Genomic DNA, 18,919 nt, shown 5'->3' with positions numbered 1-18,919 from the left:
ATCTCGCACCTCGATAACTGTACGTAAGATCAGTATAGTTCGTGGTAACTGACTGCTAATCATGGGTAATCAGGTATTCCTTTGCTTACCATCATGGTATTTACAGTGTAAAAGCTAATTGTTAACTCATTCATTTCGCCAAGATTTTTCTATCAAGGCAGGTCAAACAGCAGGGCTTCACTCCCCCTGGAGGCGGTGAGCACCCAGCTCGACTCGTCGCGGCTGAGCAGCCCGTCGCCGGGTCGGGCAGCCAGACCGTTGCCGGTCAGCTCCCCTGAAATCATGTGCAGGTAACCATGACGCCCTTGCAGTGCCCACTCCAGGGTCTCCCCTTCTGCGAGCTGCAGACGCCACACTCTGGCCTGCTGGCGGATCCTGAAGGATCCCGCCTCGCCGTCCGGTGACGCCACCAGCGTCATCCCGGGCTTGTTTTCAATCTTCTTCTGCTGATAACCCGGGGTCGTGCCGTGTTCATTCGGCTCGATCCAGATTTGCAGCAGGGAGAGCGCCTCGGTCTGCGAGGGGTTGTACTCGCTGTGCCGGATGCCGGACCCTGCGCTCATCAGCTGGAAATCCCCCGCCGGGATCTGCTCGGCGTGGCCGAGGCTGTCCTTGTGCTCTATGGTGCCTTGCAGCACGCAGGTGAGGATTTCCATGTTGGCGTGAGGGTGGGTCGCGAAACCGCCACCCGGCGCCACCCGATCCTGATTGATGACCCGCAGGGCAGAGTGTCCCATCCATTCCGGGTCATAGTAGTGACCGAAGGAGAAGCTGTGACGGGCATCCAGCCAGCCAAAGTTGGCCTTGCCCCGTGCTTCTGCGGCTCTCAATTTCATCATGGTGTGCTCCTCACTGACCAAGTTGGTTCATTAACGCTGGCGACCGTCACCCAGACCGAAGGGGATGCGGTAGCTGCTGCTTTCGTTGCCCAGGCTCACCGTCAGCTTGCCCTGGGTACGGCTCGGGATGGCGACCTGCTGGGTGCCCATCAGGTTAGCGTGGACGGAAGCCAGCAGATCACCGGACTCGTCGCGCACCTCCAGCATGGGGTTGGCCTTGCCGTCCATCGCGGCGGTGGCGCTCCAGTTGACGAACAGCACGCCCGGGGCGGCATTGAAGTCAGCGGGAACGGAAGCCTGGGCGGCACCTGCGGTCATCAGGCCTGCAACGGCCAGCATCTTGATTACGTTTTTCATGTTCATTCACTCTCTTGGGTTTTATGTCATTGCCAAGGCCCCTTGGGCCCGAATCAATGCATCCATGCAAGAGATCATTCAAATACTATGTTGTTCTTTTGCTGACATCAGACATCGTGTTTGGGGATGTCTCAGCCCGGAACTACCTTTTATTTGGCTGCCAGGCGTTCCTGCCTAAGCGTTGATTGAATATTAAAGTGACTTCCCCTAAGTTGTTAGCGAGATAATCTGGTAAACACATTCAAAAAAATTGAAGGTTGGATATGGCCAAGGAATCGAACAAGGAGCGGGCGCTGACCCTGGAGGCGATCCGGGTGCTGGACGCCATCGACCGTCGTGGCAGCTTCGCGGCGGCGGCCGACGAGCTGGGCAAGGTGCCTTCGGCGCTGAGCTACACGGTACAAAAGCTGGAAGACGAACTGGACGCCATGCTGTTCGACCGCAGCGGCCACAGGACCAAGTTCACCCCGGCGGGCCGCATGCTGCTGGAGCGGGGCCGGGTGCTGCTGGAGGCGGCCGAGCACCTGGTGGGGGAGACCCGGGCCCTCTCCCGTGGCTGGGAGACCGACATCACCATCGCCGTCGATGCCTTGATGCCGGTACAGGCTCTCTACCCCCTGGTGGATCGGCTGGCCGAACAGACCGATACCCGGCTGAGGTTTCGCGCCGAGGTGCTGGCGGGCAGTTGGGAGTGCCTGGAAGATGGCCGCGCCGACCTGCTCATCTCCTCTCTCAATGCCGATATCGCCATGACCGGCATCAAGCACCAGGTGCTCAGGGAGGAGGTGATGCTCTACGTCGCCCACCCCGATCACCCCCTGCATCAGGAACCCGAGCCCCTGGCGGACGAGACCCTGCGCCGCTATCGCGCCATCGCGGTGGCCGACACGGCACTGCGCAAGCCGGTGCTCACCTACCGCCTGCTCGACAAGCAGCCGCGCCTGACCGTCAGCACCATGGGGGAGAAGCGGGACGCCCTGCTGGCGGGGCTCGGCATCGGCACCATGCCGCAACGCTGGATTGAAGAGGACATCAAGGCGGGCAGACTCAAGGTGATCAGTCCCGAATATCGCCACCAGATCCAGGTCGTGCTGGCCTGGCGGCGAGACACCATGGGCAAGGCCAAGAGCTGGCTGGTGCGGGAGATCCCCAAGCTGTTTGCCGGTCAGGGGGAATAAAGGACTGCCTTCCGGGGTCGGTGGCGCAGGAAGTATCAAAACTGCGCCCCATTCTTGACGACGGGCTCAGATTCGGAGAAAAGAAAAAAAGCGGACCTCTTGCGAGTTCCGCTCAATGCCAGGAAAGAATAAAACCTTGCGGTTAAAAAAACCCTTAAATTGGAAGCAAACAATCGTTTTCTCAACCAGGAAGGTATTGAATCCGATTCGTGTTGAATTATGTGCGATGTAATATGCATCACCAGCAAAATGTTGAAAGGTTGAAGGATATGCACCACCGAGTGTCATTTTCTGCCACCTTGCACCACAACTGGTCAGGCCATTTCCGCCATTATCACCGGGTTACCCTCCTCTGGTTTTTCTAGGTGTCAAAATTTGAGCCCAATACAGACAAACCACTCAATTCCTGACACGACTAAAAATGCAGATAAAGGAATAGTTGCATGACCTACAGCCAGACACTGGCCAATCACATCCTCGACACCCTGAAGAAAACCCTGACCGACAAGGGGATCCGCTATCAGACCCTGGCAGAAGCCATGGGGGTTTCCATCGCCACCGTGAAGCGCATGATGAACAAGCCCTCCCTGCCGTTCGACACTCTGCTGGAGATCTGCCATCTGGTGGGACTCTCCTTCGAAGAGCTGCTGGACCGGACCCAGGATGCCCAGAGCCGCCGGGCCGTCTTCACCCAGGAGCAGGACGAGGCGTTTCACAAGGAGCCGGGGCTCTATGCCTTTCTCGCCAACATCTTCTGGCGCGACAAGACCCTTATCGATCTCAAGCGGGAGTACGGCCTGACCGATGCCTCCTGCTACCTCTATCTGCGCAAGCTGGAGAAACTCGGCATCCTGCAGCTTGGCATCGACAACAGCTACCACTTCCTCATCAGCGAGCGCATCAGCTTCGAGCAGCACAGCCGTTTCGCCCGCCAGCAGGCGCGCCAGGCCATGTCGGTGCTGGGGGACTATCTGGTGGAGAACATGCACAGGCCCAACAACTACATGGCGCTGTGCCAGCTCCATCTGGGGGAGAGCGAGGCCATGGCGCTGATCGATCGCATGAAGGAGTACTGGCATCAGGAGCTCAAGCTCAACCGCCCCGCCATCGGCCAGCGGGAGGGCAGCAAGACCTACACCATGTCGCTGCAACTGGCGGACTGCGGCTACCAGAGCTTCGACGATCTGATCCCCAACATCGACAACTGATCCCGGTGGATCCTGCGGGATCCGCCATGTCAGCGCCAGAACGCCGCTACTCTGCCAGTTCCACCTGCCGCGCGCCCATGGCGAGCGGTTGCAGTGCCCGGGTATCCAGGCAGATGCGGATGGCGTCCGGTCGCCAGTGCTCGATGTCGCAATCCACCAGCTTCCCCTCCTCGTCATGATTGACCCGCACCAAGCGCAGCACGGCGCTCCCCTGGGCCAGGTTGAGGGCGCGGGCTATCTCTCCCCGGGCCGCCGAGGGGGTGATCTCGAGGCTCGCCCAGCCCTGGCCTATGCCATAGCGCTGCTGGTAAAGCTCGGTGAGGGAGCTGGCCAGAGGAGCGCTGGCGATGTCGGGGAAACGGCTCGCCAGCAGGTGATGGCTGACGTGGAGCACGGGGCGACCGTCGATCAGCCGCTGGCGGCGGATCTCGTAGAGCGGCGTAAAGGGTTCCAGACCCATCCAGCGGCACAACTCGCTGCTGGCAAGCTGGTTGCCATGGGCCAGCACCCGGGTCTCGGCGGTGCGCTGCTGCTCACCAATCCACTGGTGAAAGTGGGTGTGGATGGCGGGATCGTAGGTGAGGCGAGGCGGCGCCACGAACCAGCCGCGCCGCTCGGCCCGGTAGATGAGGCCGTCCGCCTCGAGGCTGGAGAGTGCCTCCTTGATGGTGATGCGGGTGGTGGCGAATCGCTCGCTCAGGGCCCGTTCGGCGGGCAGCTGCTGCCCCGCCGCCAGGTGTCCGCTGCCGATATAGCGGCGCAGGGTCCGGCAAATCTGTTCGCACTTGGAGGGTATGCGGCCATCGGCCATCCCCTGTTCACTCAATCGCTCTGTCACTGTCACATCCCTGTCGGTCATTCGGGTTTGCACACCACTGGAGTAGACCAGAGGTTGTCGACCCCGAGTTGTAACCGCCCCTGATGACAGCGCCATGACAGGGCGATTGTCACGAAACTGCCATCAAAGCGCCCCGCCACCGTCATATTTCCCCTCTAGCATCCCTCTCGAACCTTAACTGACCTAGTCCAGAGGGATGGGATGATGAAAAGCGTGATCGCAAGTGCACTGGCCCTGATGGCCATCAGTCAACCGCTGTTTGCCGCCGAGAACATCGCGGATCTCGAAAAAGCCGCCCGCGGTGAGGGCCAGCTCCAGAGCGTCGGCATGCCGGACAGCTGGGCCAACTGGAAGGATACCTGGCAGCAGCTCGGCAGCATCTACGGCATCAAGCATCAGGATACCGACATGAGCTCCGCCCAGGAGATCGCCAAGTTCGCCGCCGAGAAGGCCAACGCCACCGCCGACATCGGCGACGTGGGCGGCGCCTTCGGCCCGGTGGCGGTCAAGCAGGGGGTCACCCAGCCCTACAAGCCCTCCACCTGGGCCGACATTCCCAACTGGGCCAAGGATGCGGACGGCCACTGGATGCTGGCCTATACCGGCACCATCGCCTTCCTGATCAACAAGGATCTGGTCAAGGCCGCCCCCACCAGCTGGCAATCCCTGCTGGGTGGCGACTACAAGGTGACCCTGGGTGACGTGGGCGTCGCCTCCCAGGCCAACAACGGCGTGCTGGCGGCGGCCTATGCCACCGGCGGCAGCGAGAAGAATCTGAAACCCGCCCTGGATCTGTTCGGCAAGCTGGCCAAGCAGGGCCGTCTGTCGCTGAACGACCCGACCATCGCCAACATCGAGAAAGGCGAAGTGGAAGTGGGGGTGCTGTGGGACTTCAACGCCCTCAACTACCGCGACCAGATCGACCCCAAGAAGTTTGATGTGGTGATCCCGAGCGACGGCTCCGTCATCGCCGGCTACACCACCATCATCAACAAGTGGGCCAAGAACCCCAACGCCGCCAAGCTGGCGCGGGAATACATCCTCTCCGATGCAGGTCAAATTAACCTGGCCCGTGGCTACGCCCGCCCCATTCGCAGCAACGTGACCCTGCCGGATGACGTCAAGGCCAAGCTGCTGCCGGCCGAGCAGTATGCCAACGCCAAGCCGGTGCAGGATCACGCCGCCTGGGAGCTGAGCTCCAAGGCCCTGCCGCGCCAGTGGCAGGAAACCGTCATGATCAACATGCAGTAAGGAGCGGCCAGTGCAACACAAGGTGATAGTGGTACTTGTGGATGGCCTGGCAGCAGAGGTAGCCCATTGCATGGGCTACCTCTGTGGCATGGTGGAGGCAGAGCGCGGCCTGCATACGACCCTGAGTGCCGCCCTGCCCTCCCTCTCCCGCCCTCTCTACGAGTGCATCCTGACCGGCGTGCCGCCGGTGGCGAGCGGCATCACCCACAACGGGGTGACGCGCCTGAGCCAACACGACTCCATCTTCCATCTGGCCCGGGCCGCGGGCAAACGCACCGCAGCGGCGGCCTACCACTGGGTGAGCGAGCTCTACAACCAGAGCCCCTGGCTGGCGGCCCGCGATCGCTTCACTCACGATGAGCAACTGCCCATCCAGCACGGCTGCTTCTACTGGGATGACGGCTACCCCGACAGCCATCTGCTGATGGACGGCGAGTGGCTGCGCAGCCAGTACAACCCCGATTTTCTGCTGATCCACCCCATGGGGGTGGACGATGCGGGCCACCAGTTTGGCCTCGATTCCCGCCAGTACCGCAATCAGGCTCGCCGCATGGACAGTCTGCTGGCCGAGCTGCTGCCCCAGTGGTTGGCAGAGGGGTATCAGGTGGTGATCACCTCGGATCACGGCATGAACAACGATCTCAGCCATGGCGGCACCCTGGCCGAGGAGCGCACCGTGCCGCTCTGGCTGTTTGGCGACGCCTTCGTCGAACGCTGGCCGGATGGGGTAGTGATCGCCCAGACCCAGCTCTGCGCCCTGATGGCCGACCTGCTGGGTGTGCCCCACGACAAGCCGGTGGCTCCCCCGCTGCTCAAGGCGGCCTTTATGCGCGAGGTGCACTGATGATGCCTGCCACCACCGAGATCCTCGCGGATCAACAGGTGAAGACACGCCGGGTGCGACGCCACTGGCTGCCAGCCCTGGTGCTGCTGCCCTTTGTCCTCTTGATGATCCTGTTCCAGCTCGCCCCCATGGGGTGGGTGCTGGTGGGCAGCGTCCAGACCCCCGATGGCTGGGGTCTCGACCACTACCGGGAGATTTTGAGCTCCCCCTTCTATCTGCAATCCTTCGGCAACTCGTTGCGCATCGCCGGCATCGCCAGCCTGGCGGGGCTCGCCATCGGCACCCTAGGGGCCGCGGCCCTGCGCCACAGCGGAGAGCGGGTCAAGCGGGTGCTGCTGGCCTTCGTCACCATGACGGGCAACTTCAGCGGCGTGCCGCTGGCGTTCGCCTTCATCATCGTGCTCGGCATCAATGGCGCGGTGACCCTGCTGCTCAAATCCTGGGGCCTCATCGACGGCTTCAACCTCTACTCGGGCAGCGGTCTTATCCTGATTTACACCTACTTCCAGATCCCCCTCGCCCTGCTGCTGCTCTACCCGGCGTTCGACGCCCTGCAGGATGAGTGGCCGCAGGCCGCCGTCCTGCTGGGTGCGAGCAGGGGGCAGTATGTGTGGCACGTGGCGCTGCCGGTGCTGACGCCCGCCTTGCTCGGCACCCTGATCATCCTGTTTGCCAACGCGGTGGGAGCCTATGCCTCCGCCTACGCCCTCACCACCGGCAACTTCAACCTGGTGACCATCAGGGTGGCCAGTCTGGTCTCCGGCGACATCTTCCTCGAGCCGAATCTCGCGGCGGCGCTGGCGGTGATCCTGATGGTACTGCTGGGGGTGGTGACAGCCGCCAACCAGTGGCTGCTGAAAAAGAGCTATGTGAACAAGGGGCAATCCCATGCATGATTTGACGCCGCGCTGGCCCAGATGGGTGCTGGGGGCGCTGGTCGCCACCCTGCTGCTACCGCTGCTGGCTACCTTTCTCTACTCCATCTCCACCCGCTGGGGGGCGACCCTGCTGCCGGACGGCTTTACCCTCGACTGGTATCTCAAACTCTGGGGCGACCCGCGCTTTCTGGCGGCCTTTGGCCGCAGCCTCCTGGTCTGTTTCGCCACCCTGCTGCTTGGGACCCTGGTGCTGGTGCCCACCGTGCTGGTGGTGGCCTACTACTTCCCCAGGCTGGATCCCTGGATGAACCTCTTGATCCTGCTCCCCTTCGCGGTGCCGCCCGTGGTCTCCTCGGTGGGGCTGCTGCAGATCTACGCTGACGGCGTGCTGCCGATTATCGGCACGCCGTGGATCCTGATCGGGACCTGGTTCACCGTGGTGCTCCCCTTCATGTACCGGGCGCTGGCCAACAGCCTGCAAGGGGTGCCGCTGAAAGATCTGATGGATGCCGCTCATCTGCTGGGGGCGAGCAGTGCCCGCGCCTTCCTGCTGGTGGTGCTCCCCTGCCTGCGCAAGGGGCTGCTGGCGGCACTGTTTCTCTCCCTCTCCTTCCTGCTCGGCGAGTTCGTGTTTGCCAACATGCTGGTGGGCACCCGTTACGAGACCCTGCAGGTCTACCTCTACAACATGTGTGCCACCTCGGGCCACTTCACCAGCGCCCTGGTGATGAGCTACTTCCTGCTGACCCTGCTGCTCACCTGGGCAGCCAACAGATTTCATCGGTGAATCAACATGTTCCATCTAGAAGTGAATCAACTGCACAAATCCTACGGTGACACCAAGGTGTTCGAGGGGATTGAATTCGGCATCCGCAAGGGGGAGCTGGTGACCCTGCTCGGCCCCTCCGGCTGCGGCAAATCCACCCTGCTGCGGGCCCTGGCCGGGCTCACCCCGGTGGATGGTGGTCAGGTGCGGGTGGCCGGTGAGGACATTACCTGGCAGCCACCTCAGAAGCGGGGCATCGGCATGGTGTTCCAGAGCTATGCGCTCTTCCCCAACATGACGGTGTGGGACAACGTCGCCTTCGGCCTCAAGATGAAACCCCAGCCGTGGCGGGATCTCGCCGCCAGCGTGCAGGAGGCGCTAGAGCTGGTGGAGCTGACCGGCTTCGAGCGCCGCTATCCGGCCGAGCTCTCCGGCGGCCAGCGCCAGCGAGTGGCGCTGGCCCGGGCTCTGGTGGTGCAGCCGCGGATCCTGCTGCTGGATGAGCCGCTCTCGGCGCTGGATGCCCGCATCCGCCGCAGCCTGCGCCAGCAGATCCGCGAGATCCAGCAGCGCCTCGAGCTCACCACCATCTTCGTGACCCACGATCAGGAGGAGGCGCTGACCCTGTCGGATCGGATCTTCCTGATGAACAAGGGGTCCATCGTCCAGAGCGGCACACCGGAGAAGATCTACACCCGCCCCGCCAGCGAGTTCGTGGCGGGCTTTATCGGCAACTACAACCTGCTGGGTGGCGAGCAGGCCAAATCCCTGTTCGGCCCGCGCTTTCGCGGCAAGCTGGCGCTGCGGCCGGAGTCCATCACCCTGCTGCCCGCCGGGGCGGTCAGCCACGAGCCCAGCCTGCCCGGCATCGTTCGCCAGCAGCAGCTGCTCGGCAACGTCATCCGCTATCAGGTGGAGTGCGAGGCAGGGTTGTTGACGGTGGATTGCCTCAACCGCCGTGCCGGCGATCTGCTGCCGGTGGGCAGCGCCGTGACCCTGGTGGTGGCCCGGGATCAACTCTGTGAGGTAGCATAACGCCATGAATCCCATTCATTTTTCAGCCAGTACTCCGATGCTGGCAGCCAACCCGAGGAGCAGCCATGGCCCTGGCACTGTTTGATCTGGACGAGACCCTTATTGCCGGGGATTCCGCCAGCCTCTGGCTGGAGTACATGGTGGCCCAGGAGCTGGCCCCGGCGGGCATGGTGGCCGAGGAGCAGGCCATGATGTCCCTCTACCACCAGGGCAAGATGGACATGCACCAGTACATGGCCTTCACCCTGCAACCGCTGGCAGGCAGGACGCGCCAGTGGCTCGACTCCCTCTGCACCCGCTTTGCCGAACAGGTGCTGCGGGAGCGCCTCTACCCCGAGGGGCTGGCCCGCATCGAGTGGCACCGCCAGCGTGGAGACGAGCTGGTGCTCATCTCCGCCTCCGGCGAGCATCTGGTGGCCCCCATGGCGCAGATGCTGGGGATGGATCACTGCGTGGCCATCCTGCTCGACGAGGAAGCCGGCATGCTGACCGGCCAGACCCGCGGCACCCTGAGTTTTCGCGAGGGCAAGGTGGCCCGCATCAACCAGCTCTTTGCCGGAAAGGAACACCTCTGGCAGGAGAGCTTCGGCTACAGCGATTCCCACAACGATCTGCCCATGCTGCAGGCGGTGAGCCATCCCCATGCGGTCAATCCGGCCCCCGCCCTGCGCCAGTGCGCCGAGGAGCTGGGCTGGCCCCTCTGGACCTGGTAGTTGCACCCTTGATCCGCGCAATGAAGAAGAGGCCCTCAGGCCTCTTCTTTGCTCAACATGCCATCCCCTGATGGCGAGTCGTCCCGGGGAGCCAGGGGATCCACCATGTAGATGCGATTCTTGCCGTCACCCTTGGCGCGATAGACCTCGGCATCGACCATGGTCAGCAGGCTCCTGGCCCCAAGCCCGGGGGCACTCGCCACCAGGCCGCCGCTGAAGGTGATCCCAAGACCGGGTTCACGCCAGTGCAGGGAGGCCACCCCAATCCTGTACTGCTCCAGCAGCATCTGGCAGAAGTGGATATCGGGATTGGCAAACAGCACCACCAGCTCTTCCCCGCCATAGCGGCATACCCAGCCATGATCCCCCAGCAGCTTGGCGCCAAAGCTGGCCACCCGCTTGAGCACCACGTCCCCGGTCTGGTGGCCATAGGTGTCATTGATCCGCTTGAAACCGTCCAGATCGATCATGGCCAGGCAGAAGCTCTCCTGATCGAGCAGCAGCCGATTCAACCGCTCGTCGAAGAAGCGCCGGTTGTAAAGGCCGGTCAGCTTGTCGAGGTTCGCCTGCTGGCGCACCTCGTGATAATCCTTGCTCACCTCCGCCAGCTCGGCATAGACGTGCCTGAGCTCGCGCATCCCCCCCTGGTGCACCTCGTCAGGCTGGGTCCGGCTGGCCCGGATCACGGTGGAGATCTCGTCCAGCATCCGCCTGAAATAACGGGACCAGATCAGTGCCAGCACCATGTAGAGCACGCTGGCCAGCACGATGATCCCGAGCACGTTGAGGGAGGCGCTCGCCACCACCGCCTGGATGCTGGAGGCGGGCAACACGCTGATCAGCACCCAGTTGTGGTCCGGCAGGCGGCTGTAGGCTACGAACTGGCGAGACGCCTGATCCAGGAAGATGCCGTCCTCCCCGCTGAAGCGGGAGAGCCAGGTCGGGTGGGTCATGGGCTTGAGCAGTTGTGAGGGATCGGGGTGGGCCAGCACCTTGCCCGACTGGTTGACGATCATCTGGTAGCCGCTGTTCCACTGCCGGTTCAGCTGGGCGGAGAAGGGGGCCAGGATGGCATCCACCGCGAAGACCCCCCGCACCTTGCCCTCCTTGTCGGTGATGGCCCGCGCCAGGGCGATCACCAGAGTGCCGTTGGTGTAGTCGTAGTAGGGTTCGGTCCAGACCATCTTGCCCACATGCTGGCTGGCCAGCTGATACCAGGGGCGCACCCTGGGGTCGAAGTCCGCATCCGCCTGCCATTCGGGGTAGATCAGCATCTGGCGCTCGGCGGTGCCCACATAGATGTAGATGAGATCCGCCATCACCCCCTTGTAGAGACGCCACTCCCTGAGATAGGAGTCGGTGTTGCGCAGACGGGGGCCGCTGATGTCCTCCACCTTGACCTGGTCGTAGATGAGGGAGAACTGACGCTCCATCTCGTTCAGGTAGGGTTCGATGAAGATGTGGCGCAACTGGTGATTGGTGGCGAGCAGGCGCTGTTGCAGCTCTCGCTGCAGGCTGCGCTCCATGTGCAAGTAGTAGATGGCGCCCAGCATCAGGACGGGAATGAAGAGCAGAAGCAGGCCCAGGCGCATCCGTACCACCAGGGACCAGGTCTTTTTGGAGACTGCTCGCTTATCCAACCCTGACTCCATGCTATCCCCTGACATCGTGTAGTGTCAGAATATCAGCCCCACCTGATGGCGTCCAAAGGGAAGCGCATCATGTGGCCAACGAGAAGGAACTGGCCTGGATGTTGAAACCGGAACTGCTGACTGCCCTCCATTACTGCGCCGTGATCACCCTGACCGGTGCCATCACCTCGGAGTATTTCCTGTTCCGACGCGGCATGTCCATCGAGCAGGTGCGCAAGCTGCTGCTGGCTGACAGCCTGGCCGCCCTGGCCCTGCTGCTCATCTTCATCACGGGCGTGCTGCTGGTGGTCGCCCATCCCCAGCCACCGGCCATCCTGCTTGCCAATCCGGGTTACCGCACCAAGCTGCTGATGTTCTTCGCCATGGCCATCAGCTTTGGCTACCCCAGCCGGCTGTTCCACCACTGGCGCCGATCCTTGCGCCAGGGACGGGCTCCCCTTGTCTCCACCCAACAGCAGTTCTGGGTGATCTGGATCCTTAGGGGCAACCTGCTGCTGCTCGCCCTGCTGCCCCTGCTCGCCAAGCTGGCCAGCCGCTGATCCTGCCCTCGCCCGGCAACAAATGGCTGACGACAAACGCCCCTTCTCGCAGGTATCGTAATGGCGGGGCCCGAGTGCCGCCGAGACTCTTTCTCAGGGATGATTCCGTATGCGTTCAAACATGATGTTATTGATGGCCGCCGCCATCTGGGGGCTGGGCTTCGTCGCCCAGCGCCTGGGAATGGATCACATGGGGCCCTTCACCTTCAACGGCCTGCGTTTCCTGCTAGGCGCCCTCTCCCTGCTGCCGCTCTTGTGGTGGCTCAAGTCACGCCAGCCGCCCCAGCCTGCCGGTGATCACCGCCTGCTGCTGACCGGGGGCCTCATCGCCGGCACCGTGCTCTTCTCCGCCGCCTCCCTGCAACAGGTGGGGCTGCTCTACACCACGGCCGCCAAGGCGGGCTTCATCACCGGCCTCTACATCATCCTAGTCCCCGTCATCGGCCTGGCCCTGCGCCACAAGACCGGGGCCAACACCTGGGTAGGCGCTCTCATCGCCATGGCCGGGCTCTACTACCTCAGCGTCACCGAGGAGTTCACCATCGGCTACGGCGATCTGCTGCAAGTGATCGGGGCCCTGTTCTGGGCCGTGCATCTGCTGGTGCTGGATCACTACTCGAACCGGGTCGCCCCCATTCGTCTTGCCGGGGTGCAGTTCGTGGTGTGCGGTCTGCTCAGCCTGGCCACTGCCTTCGTCATCGAGACCCCGACGGCGAGTGGTGCCGTCGCGGGCTGGCAGGCGCTGCTCTATGCAGGTCTGGTCTCGGTCGGCATCGGCTATACCCTGCAGGTGGTGGGGCAGCGCGGTGCCCATCCGGCCCATGCCGCCATCATCCTCAGCCTGGAGACGGTGTTCGCCGCCATCGGCGGTGTCCTGCTGCTGGGGGAACATCTGGACGAACGGGCCGTGGTCGGCTGCGCCCTGATGCTGGCGGGGATGCTCATCTCCCAGATCCGCCTGCGCTGGTGGTGGAAGTCCCGTCGGGACAAGGTGCCCAGCCAGCCCTGATATCGGCGGTGGTCATGGACCCCAAATAAAACGAGGCGCCCTTGGGCGCCTCGTTTTATTGCCGCCTGCCTAGCGCACGCTGGAGCAGAAGCTCACGTCATCGCGCAGGGGGTCATTGCTCACGCTGTGATAGAGCTCGAAGCAGGGGCCGTCCCCAAAGGCGAGCCCGGCCGCGACGATATCGCCGATGTGCTCCTGCCAGCGCTCCCCGTACTGGCTGCGATCCGTGATGAGGTAGCGGGACTGGGCGTAGCGTCCGGCGGGGATGTGCTGAATTTCCACCTCCCCCGCCCCCAGGGTGCCCACCGGCACGTTGATGCCGATGTCGGTGCGGCACTGGGCCGGCGGCGTCACCTCGGGGTTATCGTGGTAGATGAAGATCCACTCTCCCCCTTCCAGGCCACGGGGCGCGGCCCACTGGTGAAGGCGATGGCAGACGGCGTCATACCCTTCGCCATAGGGGCCGGTCACGCGGATATAGGCCAGGGTGCGGGCGTCCATCTCGACGGTGTTCATGGTGTTGCTCCTTGCTGATGAGTGGCCTTCAGCATAAGGGAGTGCCCCTTGCCATGCGTGTCCTTCCTTGCGATCCAGGTGTCCATTCTTGCCCTTGTCGCGGCGAAACGCCCCTGGGGTGCAACCATAGTGACGGCGAAACGCCTTGGCGAAAGCCTGGGAGCTGCCAAGTCCCGCCCCCAGAGCGATGGCGGTGACGCTGGCATCGGTGTAGCAGAGCTGCCAGGCCGCCCGCTGCATCCGCAGGCGGCGGCACATCTCGCCGGGGGCCTCCCCCACCACGGCGGTGAACACCCGGTGGAAATGGTAGAGGGAGAGGCAGGCGCGACTCGCCAGCGCCTCGATGGAGAGATCCGGATCCTGCTCCAGTGCCCGCAGCACCGGCGTCAGGCGCTCGCGATAGTCGATCATCGGCGCACCCTGGCCATGTAGAGGGCATCCACCAGCACCCCATGACGCAGGCCGTAATCCCGGGCTACGCCCTCCTCCACGAAGCCCGCCTTGCGATAGAGGGCCAGGGCCGCCTGGTTGTCGGCCCAGACCGTCAGCTCCACCCGCGTCAAGCCGAGCCAGTTGTCCGCCAGATCCAGCGCAGCCTGCATCAGGGCGGTGCCCACCCCGCGCCCGGCCCAGTCATCGTGCACCGCCATGCCGATGCTCGCCACGTGGCGGCGACGGGGGGCCGGCTCCACCATCAGGACCAGCGCGCCCGCCACCTCCCCCTCCCACTCCGCCAGCAGGCTGTAGATGCCATCCCGCGGGGTCAGCTTCTGCTCCCACTGCTGCAGGGAGGGGAAGGGAAGTTGCAGGGTGCCCGCCTGGGCATGGGGCATGGCGTGAAGATCCCGCAGGGCGGCGGCATCTTCCGGCCCGGCGCGGCGAATGGTGATGGACATGAGACCTCCTGATTGGCTGAATCCCATCTTGCCGCAAGGCTGGCGTCTGTTTCCACCCCCATCAGCGAAACCAATCAAAGGGTTAGGCACACTCCATTGGAGCCGCTCCCCCACTTCCCCTAGTCTGGCGACTCATCACAAGGAGACCCGCCATGACCGACAAGACCCTGCGCAGCGCCAACGGCGCCCCCGTCGTCGACAACAACAACAGCCTCACCGCCGGCCCCCGCAGCCCCGTCCTGATGCAAGACATCTGGTTGATGGAGAAACTCGCCCACTTCGACCGCGAGCGCATTCCCGAGCGGGTGGTGCACGCCAAGGGCTCGGGCGCCTACGGCACCTTCACCGTGACTCACGACATCAGCGCCTTCAGCAAGGCCGACCTGTTCAACGCCGTCGGCAAGCAGACCCCGGTGTTCCTGCGCTTCTCCACCGTGGCCGGCGAGAAGGGGGCCGCCGACGCCGAGCGGGACGTGCGCGGCTTCGCCCTCAAGTTCTACACCGAGCAGGGCAACTGGGATCTGGTGGGCAACAACACCCCGGTGTTCTTCATTCGCGATCCCCTGAAATTCCCCGACTTCATCCACACCCAGAAGCGGGATCCCCGCACCAACCTGCGCAGCGCCACCGCCGCCTGGGACTTCTGGTCACGCCACCCGGAATCCCTGCATCAGGTCACCATACTGTTCAGTGATCGCGGCATTCCCAGGAGCCTGCGGGAGATGAACGGCTACGGCAGCCACACCTTCAGCTTCATCAACTCGGCCAACGAGCGCTTCTGGGTCAAGTTCCACTTCAAGACCGAGCAGGGCCACAGCTTCTACACCGATGAAGAGGCGGCCACCGCCGTCGGTCAGGACAGAGAGACCAGCCAGGCGGATCTGTTCAATGCCATCGAGCGGGGGGACTTCCCGCGCTGGAAGGTCTATGTCCAGGTGATGCCAGAGGCCGAGGCCCAGACCTACTCGATCCACCCGTTCGATCTCACCAAGGTGTGGCCCCACAAGGACTACCCGCTCATCCCGGTGGGCGTGCTGGAGCTCAACCAGAACCCGGACAATTACTTCGCCCACGTGGAGCAGGCCGCCTTCACCCCGGCCAACGTGGTGCCCGGCATCGGCTTCTCGCCGGATCGCATGTTGCAGGGGCGGCTCTTCTCCTACGGTGACACCCAGCGCTATCGCCTCGGCGTCAACCACGGCCTGCTGCCGGTCAACGCCCCGCGCTGCCCGTTCCACCACGGCGCCCACCGCGACGGCGCCATGCGGGCCGACAGCAATGGCGGCGCCAGCCCCAACTACCAGCCGAACCGCTTCGGCACCCAGCAGCCGAGCGAGCAGCACGAACCGGCCCTGAGTCTGGAAGGGGCTGCCCTGCACTACGATTTTCGTGACTACGACAGCGACTACTACAGCCAGCCGGGAGCTCTCTTCCGCCTGATGGACGAGGGACAGCGCGCCCGCCTCGCCGCCAACCTGGCCCGCTCCCTCATCAATGTGGAGGATGACGCCATCGTCGCGGCCCAGCTCAGGCACTTCGAGCAGGCCGACCCCGAGTACGCCAAACGGGTCGAGCTGGCCCTGGCCGCCCTGCAACGCTGAGTCGCAGGCAGCCAACCTCTGCCAAAGCAAAACGGGGGCCTGATGGCCCCCGTTCTCGCACGACGGTCTTTGCTGAATGAAGGGGTTGTACCGCCAGCTTACGACGGCAACGACGTTGTGCACTGGCAGAGCGGCACCATTGTCCACCTGTGGTAATAAACCTGCCTGCGGTAATGCACGTTTAGTCACCAATAAAAACGGAGCCCGAGGCTCCGATTTTAATGCGGTATCAATCCCGGACGCCGCGCCCTCGCGCGCTTCCCTCCCTTGCTAACAAGGGTTTGTACCGCCAGCTCACGGCGGCAACGACGTTGAGCACTGGCAGCGCGGCATCATTATCCACCTGTGGTAATAAACCTGTCTGTGGTAATGCACGTTTAGTCACCAATAAAAACGGAGCCCGAGGCTCCGTTTTTCAATGCGGTATCCATCCCGGACGCAACGCCCTCGCGCGCTTCCCGTCCCCTTGCCAACAAGGGTTTGTACCGCCAGCTCACGGCGGCAACGACGTTGTGCACTGACAGAGCGGCACCATTGTCCACCTGTGGTAATAAACCTGCCTGCGATAATGCTCTTTTAGTCACCAATAAAAACGGAGCCCGAGGCTCCGTTGTTCAATGCGGTATCAATCCCGGACGGAACGCGCTTCGCGCTCTTCCCGCTCCCTTGCCAACAAGCGTTTGTACCACCAGCTACTGCGACGACGTTGTGCATTGGAAGAGCGACGAGCCATTGCTTAGATCCCAGTCAAGAGAAGAAAGAGCCGCATTATGCGATAGAGATCACGCCCGTGTCTGTAGCTGGATCAAGAAAAGGCTCACTGGCCCACCCGGATCGTCCGCTGGTTGCCCTCCGGTTCACCACTCTGTGACGGCGTCGTCACCTCTCGCCAGATCAGGGGACCATTGGTCTCCATCGCCTGTTACGGCGCGCACTCCAGCCAGAGCTCCCCCTGCTGGATGCGGGCCCCCTGGGAGTATTTCTGATCCTGATACCAGCACACCCGCTCGGGCAGCGAACCAAGGGGCAGCACCAGCTCGGTGCCCACCGAGTGGCTGAGGGTGTTGGACGCCGGGGCGGCCAACGCGGGGAAGAGCCAGCCAAGGGCCAGCAGACAACCTGCACAACGGATCATGGGAATTCCTGTCACGGGGGTGTGAAAGTGTAAAGCGACCAGCAGAGCCCTCGACTTGACCAATAAATGTCGGCTCATCTGGCATTCCGGAAGCAATATGATAGCCTGCCTGCGCCCGCAAAGGCCTGTCAGGGTTCTGCCGTGGGCCCCCACCGGCATCGCCGGGGTGCGGTAATAAATAACCCTTAATAATCAGGTAATTAACTGGATATGTTGTCAATGCGTATCATGCCGTTGCTCAAGGCTGCCTGCCTGAGCCTGATGTTGTCCGCCTGTGTCGCCCCCCTGCTGATGATGAGCCCCACCAGCCAGCTGATGTGGGCCCTGCTCAAGCCGCTGGTCGGTTTCGATCCGAACGAGGCCAACCTGTTCGAGCAGCCGCTGATCAAGGACAGAATGACCGCCATGCTGGGGCCCAACTACGAGAGCACCATGCAGCTGCTCAAGACCGCCGACGAGCTGCAACAGGAGGGGCCGCTCTTTTACGTGGTCTCCCGCTACGCCCCGGTGCCGGACGTGGCCAAGCAGGCCGGCATGGTCTGGAACGCCGACACCAACCAGCTCGCCGTCATGGTGCAAAAAGGTGACGGGGCGACCCAGGTCTTCGGGGAAAACCTGACGGCCGCCACCCCGACCTGGCCCAGCGCCATGCAGGGCTGGCAGTCCCAGGCCACCCCGGCCGCCACGGCCCTGACCGGTGCCGGTCAGGGGCTCACGGGCGCTGGCAGTTCTCTGCGGGGCACCATGTTGGGGGGACTGCAACAGAGCGCCAGCAAGGCCCTGTCCGACTCCACCAGACAGGTGATCGGCAGTGCCGCAACCACGGCGCAGCAACAAGCGACCAAGGCGGCGAGCGACTCGGCCAAACAGGCCGCCAGCAGCGCAGCCACCATCAGTGCCGCCACCACAGCGCAGCAGCAAGCCACCAAGGCGGTGAGTGACACCGCCAAGCAGGCCGTCAGCAGCGCCGCCGCCATCAGTGCCGCGACCACAGCGCAGCAGCAAGCCACCAAGGCGGTGAGTGACACCGCCAAGCAGGCTGCCAGCAGTGCCGCCACCACGGCGCAGCAGCAAGCCGCCAAGGCAGCGAGCGACAGCGCCAAGCAGGCCGTCAGCAGTGCAGCAACCATCAGTACCGCCACCACCGCACAGCAGCAAGCGGCCAAGGCGGTGAGCGACAGCGCCAAGCAGGCCGCCAGCAGTGCCGCCGCCATCAGTGCCGCAACCACGGCGCAGCAGCAAGCCGAAAAGGCGGTGAGCGACACCGCCAAACAGGCCGCCAGCAGCGCAGCGACCATCAGTGCTGCAACCACAGCGCAGCAACAAACCGCCAAGGCAGTGAGCGACAGCGCCAAGCAGGCCGCCAGCAGTGCCGCAACCACGGCGAAGCAACAAGCCGCCAGCAGCGCAGCGACCATCAGTGCCGCGACCAGTGCACAGCTGCAAGCGGCCAAGGCGGTGCAGCAACAGGGCGAGAAGCGGGAAGCGACCTCCGGCACCCTGAGCGATCAGGCCAGGGCGGATGCCGAAGCGGAGCTGGAAAAACTGCTTAACTGACTTTTTTAAGCGTCATGCCACCATAAAAACAGGTTCATCGCGGCTTTCCGGGGAAGGCCGCCTTGATTTTCAGAAAAAAGTATTCTGAGTCCCTAAATCCATATGCC

Annotated in this window: 18 protein-coding genes and 1 pseudogene; 12 read left to right on the top strand and 7 right to left on the bottom strand. The window is 63.3% G+C overall.

Annotation, left to right across the window (positions count from 1 at the left end; all coding sequences use genetic code 11):
• Positions 1–152 precede the first annotated feature (152 nt).
• Together OKC30_RS12870 and OKC30_RS12865 are read right to left on the bottom strand one after the other, a co-directional pair.
• A complete protein-coding gene (locus OKC30_RS12870; protein ID WP_109112080.1) occupies positions 153–839 on the bottom strand; it encodes a pirin family protein in 687 nt (228 codons plus the stop codon).
• A 30-nt stretch (positions 840–869) separates the two neighbouring features.
• Positions 870–1,202, bottom strand: coding sequence for a hypothetical protein (locus OKC30_RS12865; RefSeq protein ID WP_041211883.1), 333 nt, complete (start codon positions 1,200–1,202; stop codon positions 870–872).
• A 257-nt stretch (positions 1,203–1,459) separates the two neighbouring features.
• Between OKC30_RS12865 and OKC30_RS12860 the strand changes: the two genes are divergently transcribed.
• Both OKC30_RS12860 and OKC30_RS12855 read left to right on the top strand, forming a co-directional pair.
• Positions 1,460–2,374 (top strand): LysR family transcriptional regulator, encoded by a 915-nt coding sequence (locus OKC30_RS12860; RefSeq protein ID WP_010675912.1) that lies wholly within the window; start codon positions 1,460–1,462, stop codon positions 2,372–2,374.
• A 443-nt stretch (positions 2,375–2,817) separates the two neighbouring features.
• A complete protein-coding gene (locus tag OKC30_RS12855; protein ID WP_010675913.1) occupies positions 2,818–3,582 on the top strand; it encodes a helix-turn-helix domain-containing protein in 765 nt (254 codons plus the stop codon).
• A 46-nt stretch (positions 3,583–3,628) separates the two neighbouring features.
• Here the strand turns inward: OKC30_RS12855 and OKC30_RS12850 are convergent, their stop codons facing one another.
• A complete protein-coding gene (locus tag OKC30_RS12850; RefSeq protein WP_160839119.1) occupies positions 3,629–4,441 on the bottom strand; it encodes a UTRA domain-containing protein in 813 nt (270 codons plus the stop codon).
• Positions 4,442–4,624: 183 nt separating this feature from the next.
• On the opposite strand from OKC30_RS12850, the gene OKC30_RS12845 reads away from it, so the two are divergent.
• From OKC30_RS12845 to OKC30_RS12820, 6 genes are all read left to right on the top strand, one after another.
• Complete coding sequence (locus tag OKC30_RS12845; RefSeq protein WP_160839117.1) at positions 4,625–5,671, top strand: ABC transporter substrate-binding protein; 1,047 nt, start codon at positions 4,625–4,627, stop codon at positions 5,669–5,671.
• Between the two features lie 10 nt (positions 5,672–5,681).
• Positions 5,682–6,515: an alkaline phosphatase family protein gene (locus OKC30_RS12840; RefSeq protein WP_160839115.1), complete on the top strand. Its 834-nt coding sequence runs from the start codon at positions 5,682–5,684 to the stop codon at positions 6,513–6,515.
• Positions 6,515–7,411, top strand: a complete 897-nt coding sequence (locus OKC30_RS12835) for an ABC transporter permease (RefSeq protein WP_160839113.1) — start codon at positions 6,515–6,517, stop codon at positions 7,409–7,411. The genes OKC30_RS12840 and OKC30_RS12835 overlap by 1 nt, the downstream gene beginning before the upstream one ends.
• The gene (locus OKC30_RS12830) at positions 7,404–8,180 is read left to right on the top strand and encodes an ABC transporter permease (protein ID WP_160839111.1); all 777 of its coding nucleotides are present in this window, start codon (positions 7,404–7,406) and stop codon (positions 8,178–8,180) included. The genes OKC30_RS12835 and OKC30_RS12830 overlap by 8 nt, the downstream gene beginning before the upstream one ends.
• A gap of 6 nt (positions 8,181–8,186) precedes the next feature.
• Positions 8,187–9,194 carry an ABC transporter ATP-binding protein gene (locus OKC30_RS12825; RefSeq protein ID WP_160839109.1) on the top strand — a complete coding sequence of 336 codons (1,008 nt, stop codon included), beginning with the start codon at positions 8,187–8,189 and terminating at the stop codon, positions 9,192–9,194.
• A gap of 65 nt (positions 9,195–9,259) precedes the next feature.
• Complete coding sequence (locus OKC30_RS12820; protein ID WP_160839107.1) at positions 9,260–9,907, top strand: HAD family hydrolase; 648 nt, start codon at positions 9,260–9,262, stop codon at positions 9,905–9,907.
• Between the two features lie 35 nt (positions 9,908–9,942).
• Here the strand turns inward: OKC30_RS12820 and OKC30_RS12815 are convergent, their stop codons facing one another.
• Positions 9,943–11,547, bottom strand: a complete 1,605-nt coding sequence (locus tag OKC30_RS12815; RefSeq protein WP_270664290.1) for a sensor domain-containing diguanylate cyclase — start codon at positions 11,545–11,547, stop codon at positions 9,943–9,945.
• A gap of 110 nt (positions 11,548–11,657) precedes the next feature.
• Here OKC30_RS12815 and OKC30_RS12810 point away from each other — a divergent pair, with 110 nt between their 5' ends.
• Both OKC30_RS12810 and OKC30_RS12805 read left to right on the top strand, forming a co-directional pair.
• Positions 11,658–12,098, top strand: coding sequence for a DUF2214 family protein (locus tag OKC30_RS12810; protein WP_039040139.1), 441 nt, complete (start codon positions 11,658–11,660; stop codon positions 12,096–12,098).
• Between the two features lie 109 nt (positions 12,099–12,207).
• Positions 12,208–13,107: a DMT family transporter gene (locus tag OKC30_RS12805; protein ID WP_043154992.1), complete on the top strand. Its 900-nt coding sequence runs from the start codon at positions 12,208–12,210 to the stop codon at positions 13,105–13,107.
• 69 nt (positions 13,108–13,176) lie between these two features.
• Here the strand turns inward: OKC30_RS12805 and OKC30_RS12800 are convergent, their stop codons facing one another.
• Both OKC30_RS12800 and OKC30_RS12795 read right to left on the bottom strand, forming a co-directional pair.
• Positions 13,177–14,034, bottom strand: a complete 858-nt coding sequence (locus OKC30_RS12800; RefSeq protein WP_160839253.1) for an AraC family transcriptional regulator — start codon at positions 14,032–14,034, stop codon at positions 13,177–13,179.
• Positions 14,031–14,519, bottom strand: a complete 489-nt coding sequence (locus OKC30_RS12795) for a GNAT family N-acetyltransferase (RefSeq protein WP_010675925.1) — start codon at positions 14,517–14,519, stop codon at positions 14,031–14,033. Before OKC30_RS12795 ends, OKC30_RS12800 begins: the two co-directional genes overlap by 4 nt.
• Positions 14,520–14,671: 152 nt before the next feature.
• On the opposite strand from OKC30_RS12795, the gene OKC30_RS12790 reads away from it, so the two are divergent.
• Positions 14,672–16,120 carry a catalase gene (locus OKC30_RS12790; RefSeq protein WP_160839255.1) on the top strand — a complete coding sequence of 483 codons (1,449 nt, stop codon included), beginning with the start codon at positions 14,672–14,674 and terminating at the stop codon, positions 16,118–16,120.
• An 817-nt stretch (positions 16,121–16,937) separates the two neighbouring features.
• Here OKC30_RS12790 and OKC30_RS12785 read toward each other — a convergent pair.
• Positions 16,938–17,255, bottom strand: a pseudogene (locus tag OKC30_RS12785) (DUF1496 domain-containing protein).
• A 219-nt stretch (positions 17,256–17,474) separates the two neighbouring features.
• On the opposite strand from OKC30_RS12785, the gene OKC30_RS12780 reads away from it, so the two are divergent.
• Complete coding sequence (locus tag OKC30_RS12780; protein WP_270670291.1) at positions 17,475–18,812, top strand: hypothetical protein; 1,338 nt, start codon at positions 17,475–17,477, stop codon at positions 18,810–18,812.
• Positions 18,813–18,919 lie beyond the last annotated feature (107 nt).

Source organism: Aeromonas sp. QDB18 (genome assembly GCF_027705325.1).
Classification (GTDB): Bacteria; Pseudomonadota; Gammaproteobacteria; order Enterobacterales; family Aeromonadaceae; genus Aeromonas; species Aeromonas caviae.
The sequence above is the reverse complement of the archived record's forward strand: the minus strand, read 5'-3'. Positions and strand labels throughout refer to the sequence as shown.

What these genes read in the sequence shown, in the direction of transcription:
- OKC30_RS12835 (WP_160839113.1), top strand. Translation starts at nt 6,515, where the DNA reads ATGATGCCTGCCACCACCGAGATCCTCGCGGATCAACAGGTGAAGACA.
- OKC30_RS12810 (WP_039040139.1), top strand. Translation starts at nt 11,658, where the DNA reads ATGTTGAAACCGGAACTGCTGACTGCCCTCCATTACTGCGCCGTGATC.
- OKC30_RS12870 (WP_109112080.1), bottom strand. Translation starts at nt 839, where the DNA reads ATGATGAAATTGAGAGCCGCAGAAGCACGGGGCAAGGCCAACTTTGGC.
- OKC30_RS12855 (WP_010675913.1), top strand. Translation starts at nt 2,818, where the DNA reads ATGACCTACAGCCAGACACTGGCCAATCACATCCTCGACACCCTGAAG.
- OKC30_RS12845 (WP_160839117.1), top strand. Translation starts at nt 4,625, where the DNA reads ATGAAAAGCGTGATCGCAAGTGCACTGGCCCTGATGGCCATCAGTCAA.
- OKC30_RS12780 (WP_270670291.1), top strand. Translation starts at nt 17,475, where the DNA reads ATGCGTATCATGCCGTTGCTCAAGGCTGCCTGCCTGAGCCTGATGTTG.
- OKC30_RS12860 (WP_010675912.1), top strand. Translation starts at nt 1,460, where the DNA reads ATGGCCAAGGAATCGAACAAGGAGCGGGCGCTGACCCTGGAGGCGATC.
- OKC30_RS12800 (WP_160839253.1), bottom strand. Translation starts at nt 14,034, where the DNA reads ATGATCGACTATCGCGAGCGCCTGACGCCGGTGCTGCGGGCACTGGAG.
- OKC30_RS12805 (WP_043154992.1), top strand. Translation starts at nt 12,208, where the DNA reads ATGCGTTCAAACATGATGTTATTGATGGCCGCCGCCATCTGGGGGCTG.
- OKC30_RS12830 (WP_160839111.1), top strand. Translation starts at nt 7,404, where the DNA reads ATGCATGATTTGACGCCGCGCTGGCCCAGATGGGTGCTGGGGGCGCTG.
- OKC30_RS12865 (WP_041211883.1), bottom strand. Translation starts at nt 1,202, where the DNA reads ATGAACATGAAAAACGTAATCAAGATGCTGGCCGTTGCAGGCCTGATG.
- OKC30_RS12850 (WP_160839119.1), bottom strand. Translation starts at nt 4,441, where the DNA reads ATGACCGACAGGGATGTGACAGTGACAGAGCGATTGAGTGAACAGGGG.
- OKC30_RS12790 (WP_160839255.1), top strand. Translation starts at nt 14,672, where the DNA reads ATGACCGACAAGACCCTGCGCAGCGCCAACGGCGCCCCCGTCGTCGAC.
- OKC30_RS12820 (WP_160839107.1), top strand. Translation starts at nt 9,260, where the DNA reads ATGGCCCTGGCACTGTTTGATCTGGACGAGACCCTTATTGCCGGGGAT.
- OKC30_RS12795 (WP_010675925.1), bottom strand. Translation starts at nt 14,519, where the DNA reads ATGTCCATCACCATTCGCCGCGCCGGGCCGGAAGATGCCGCCGCCCTG.
- OKC30_RS12825 (WP_160839109.1), top strand. Translation starts at nt 8,187, where the DNA reads ATGTTCCATCTAGAAGTGAATCAACTGCACAAATCCTACGGTGACACC.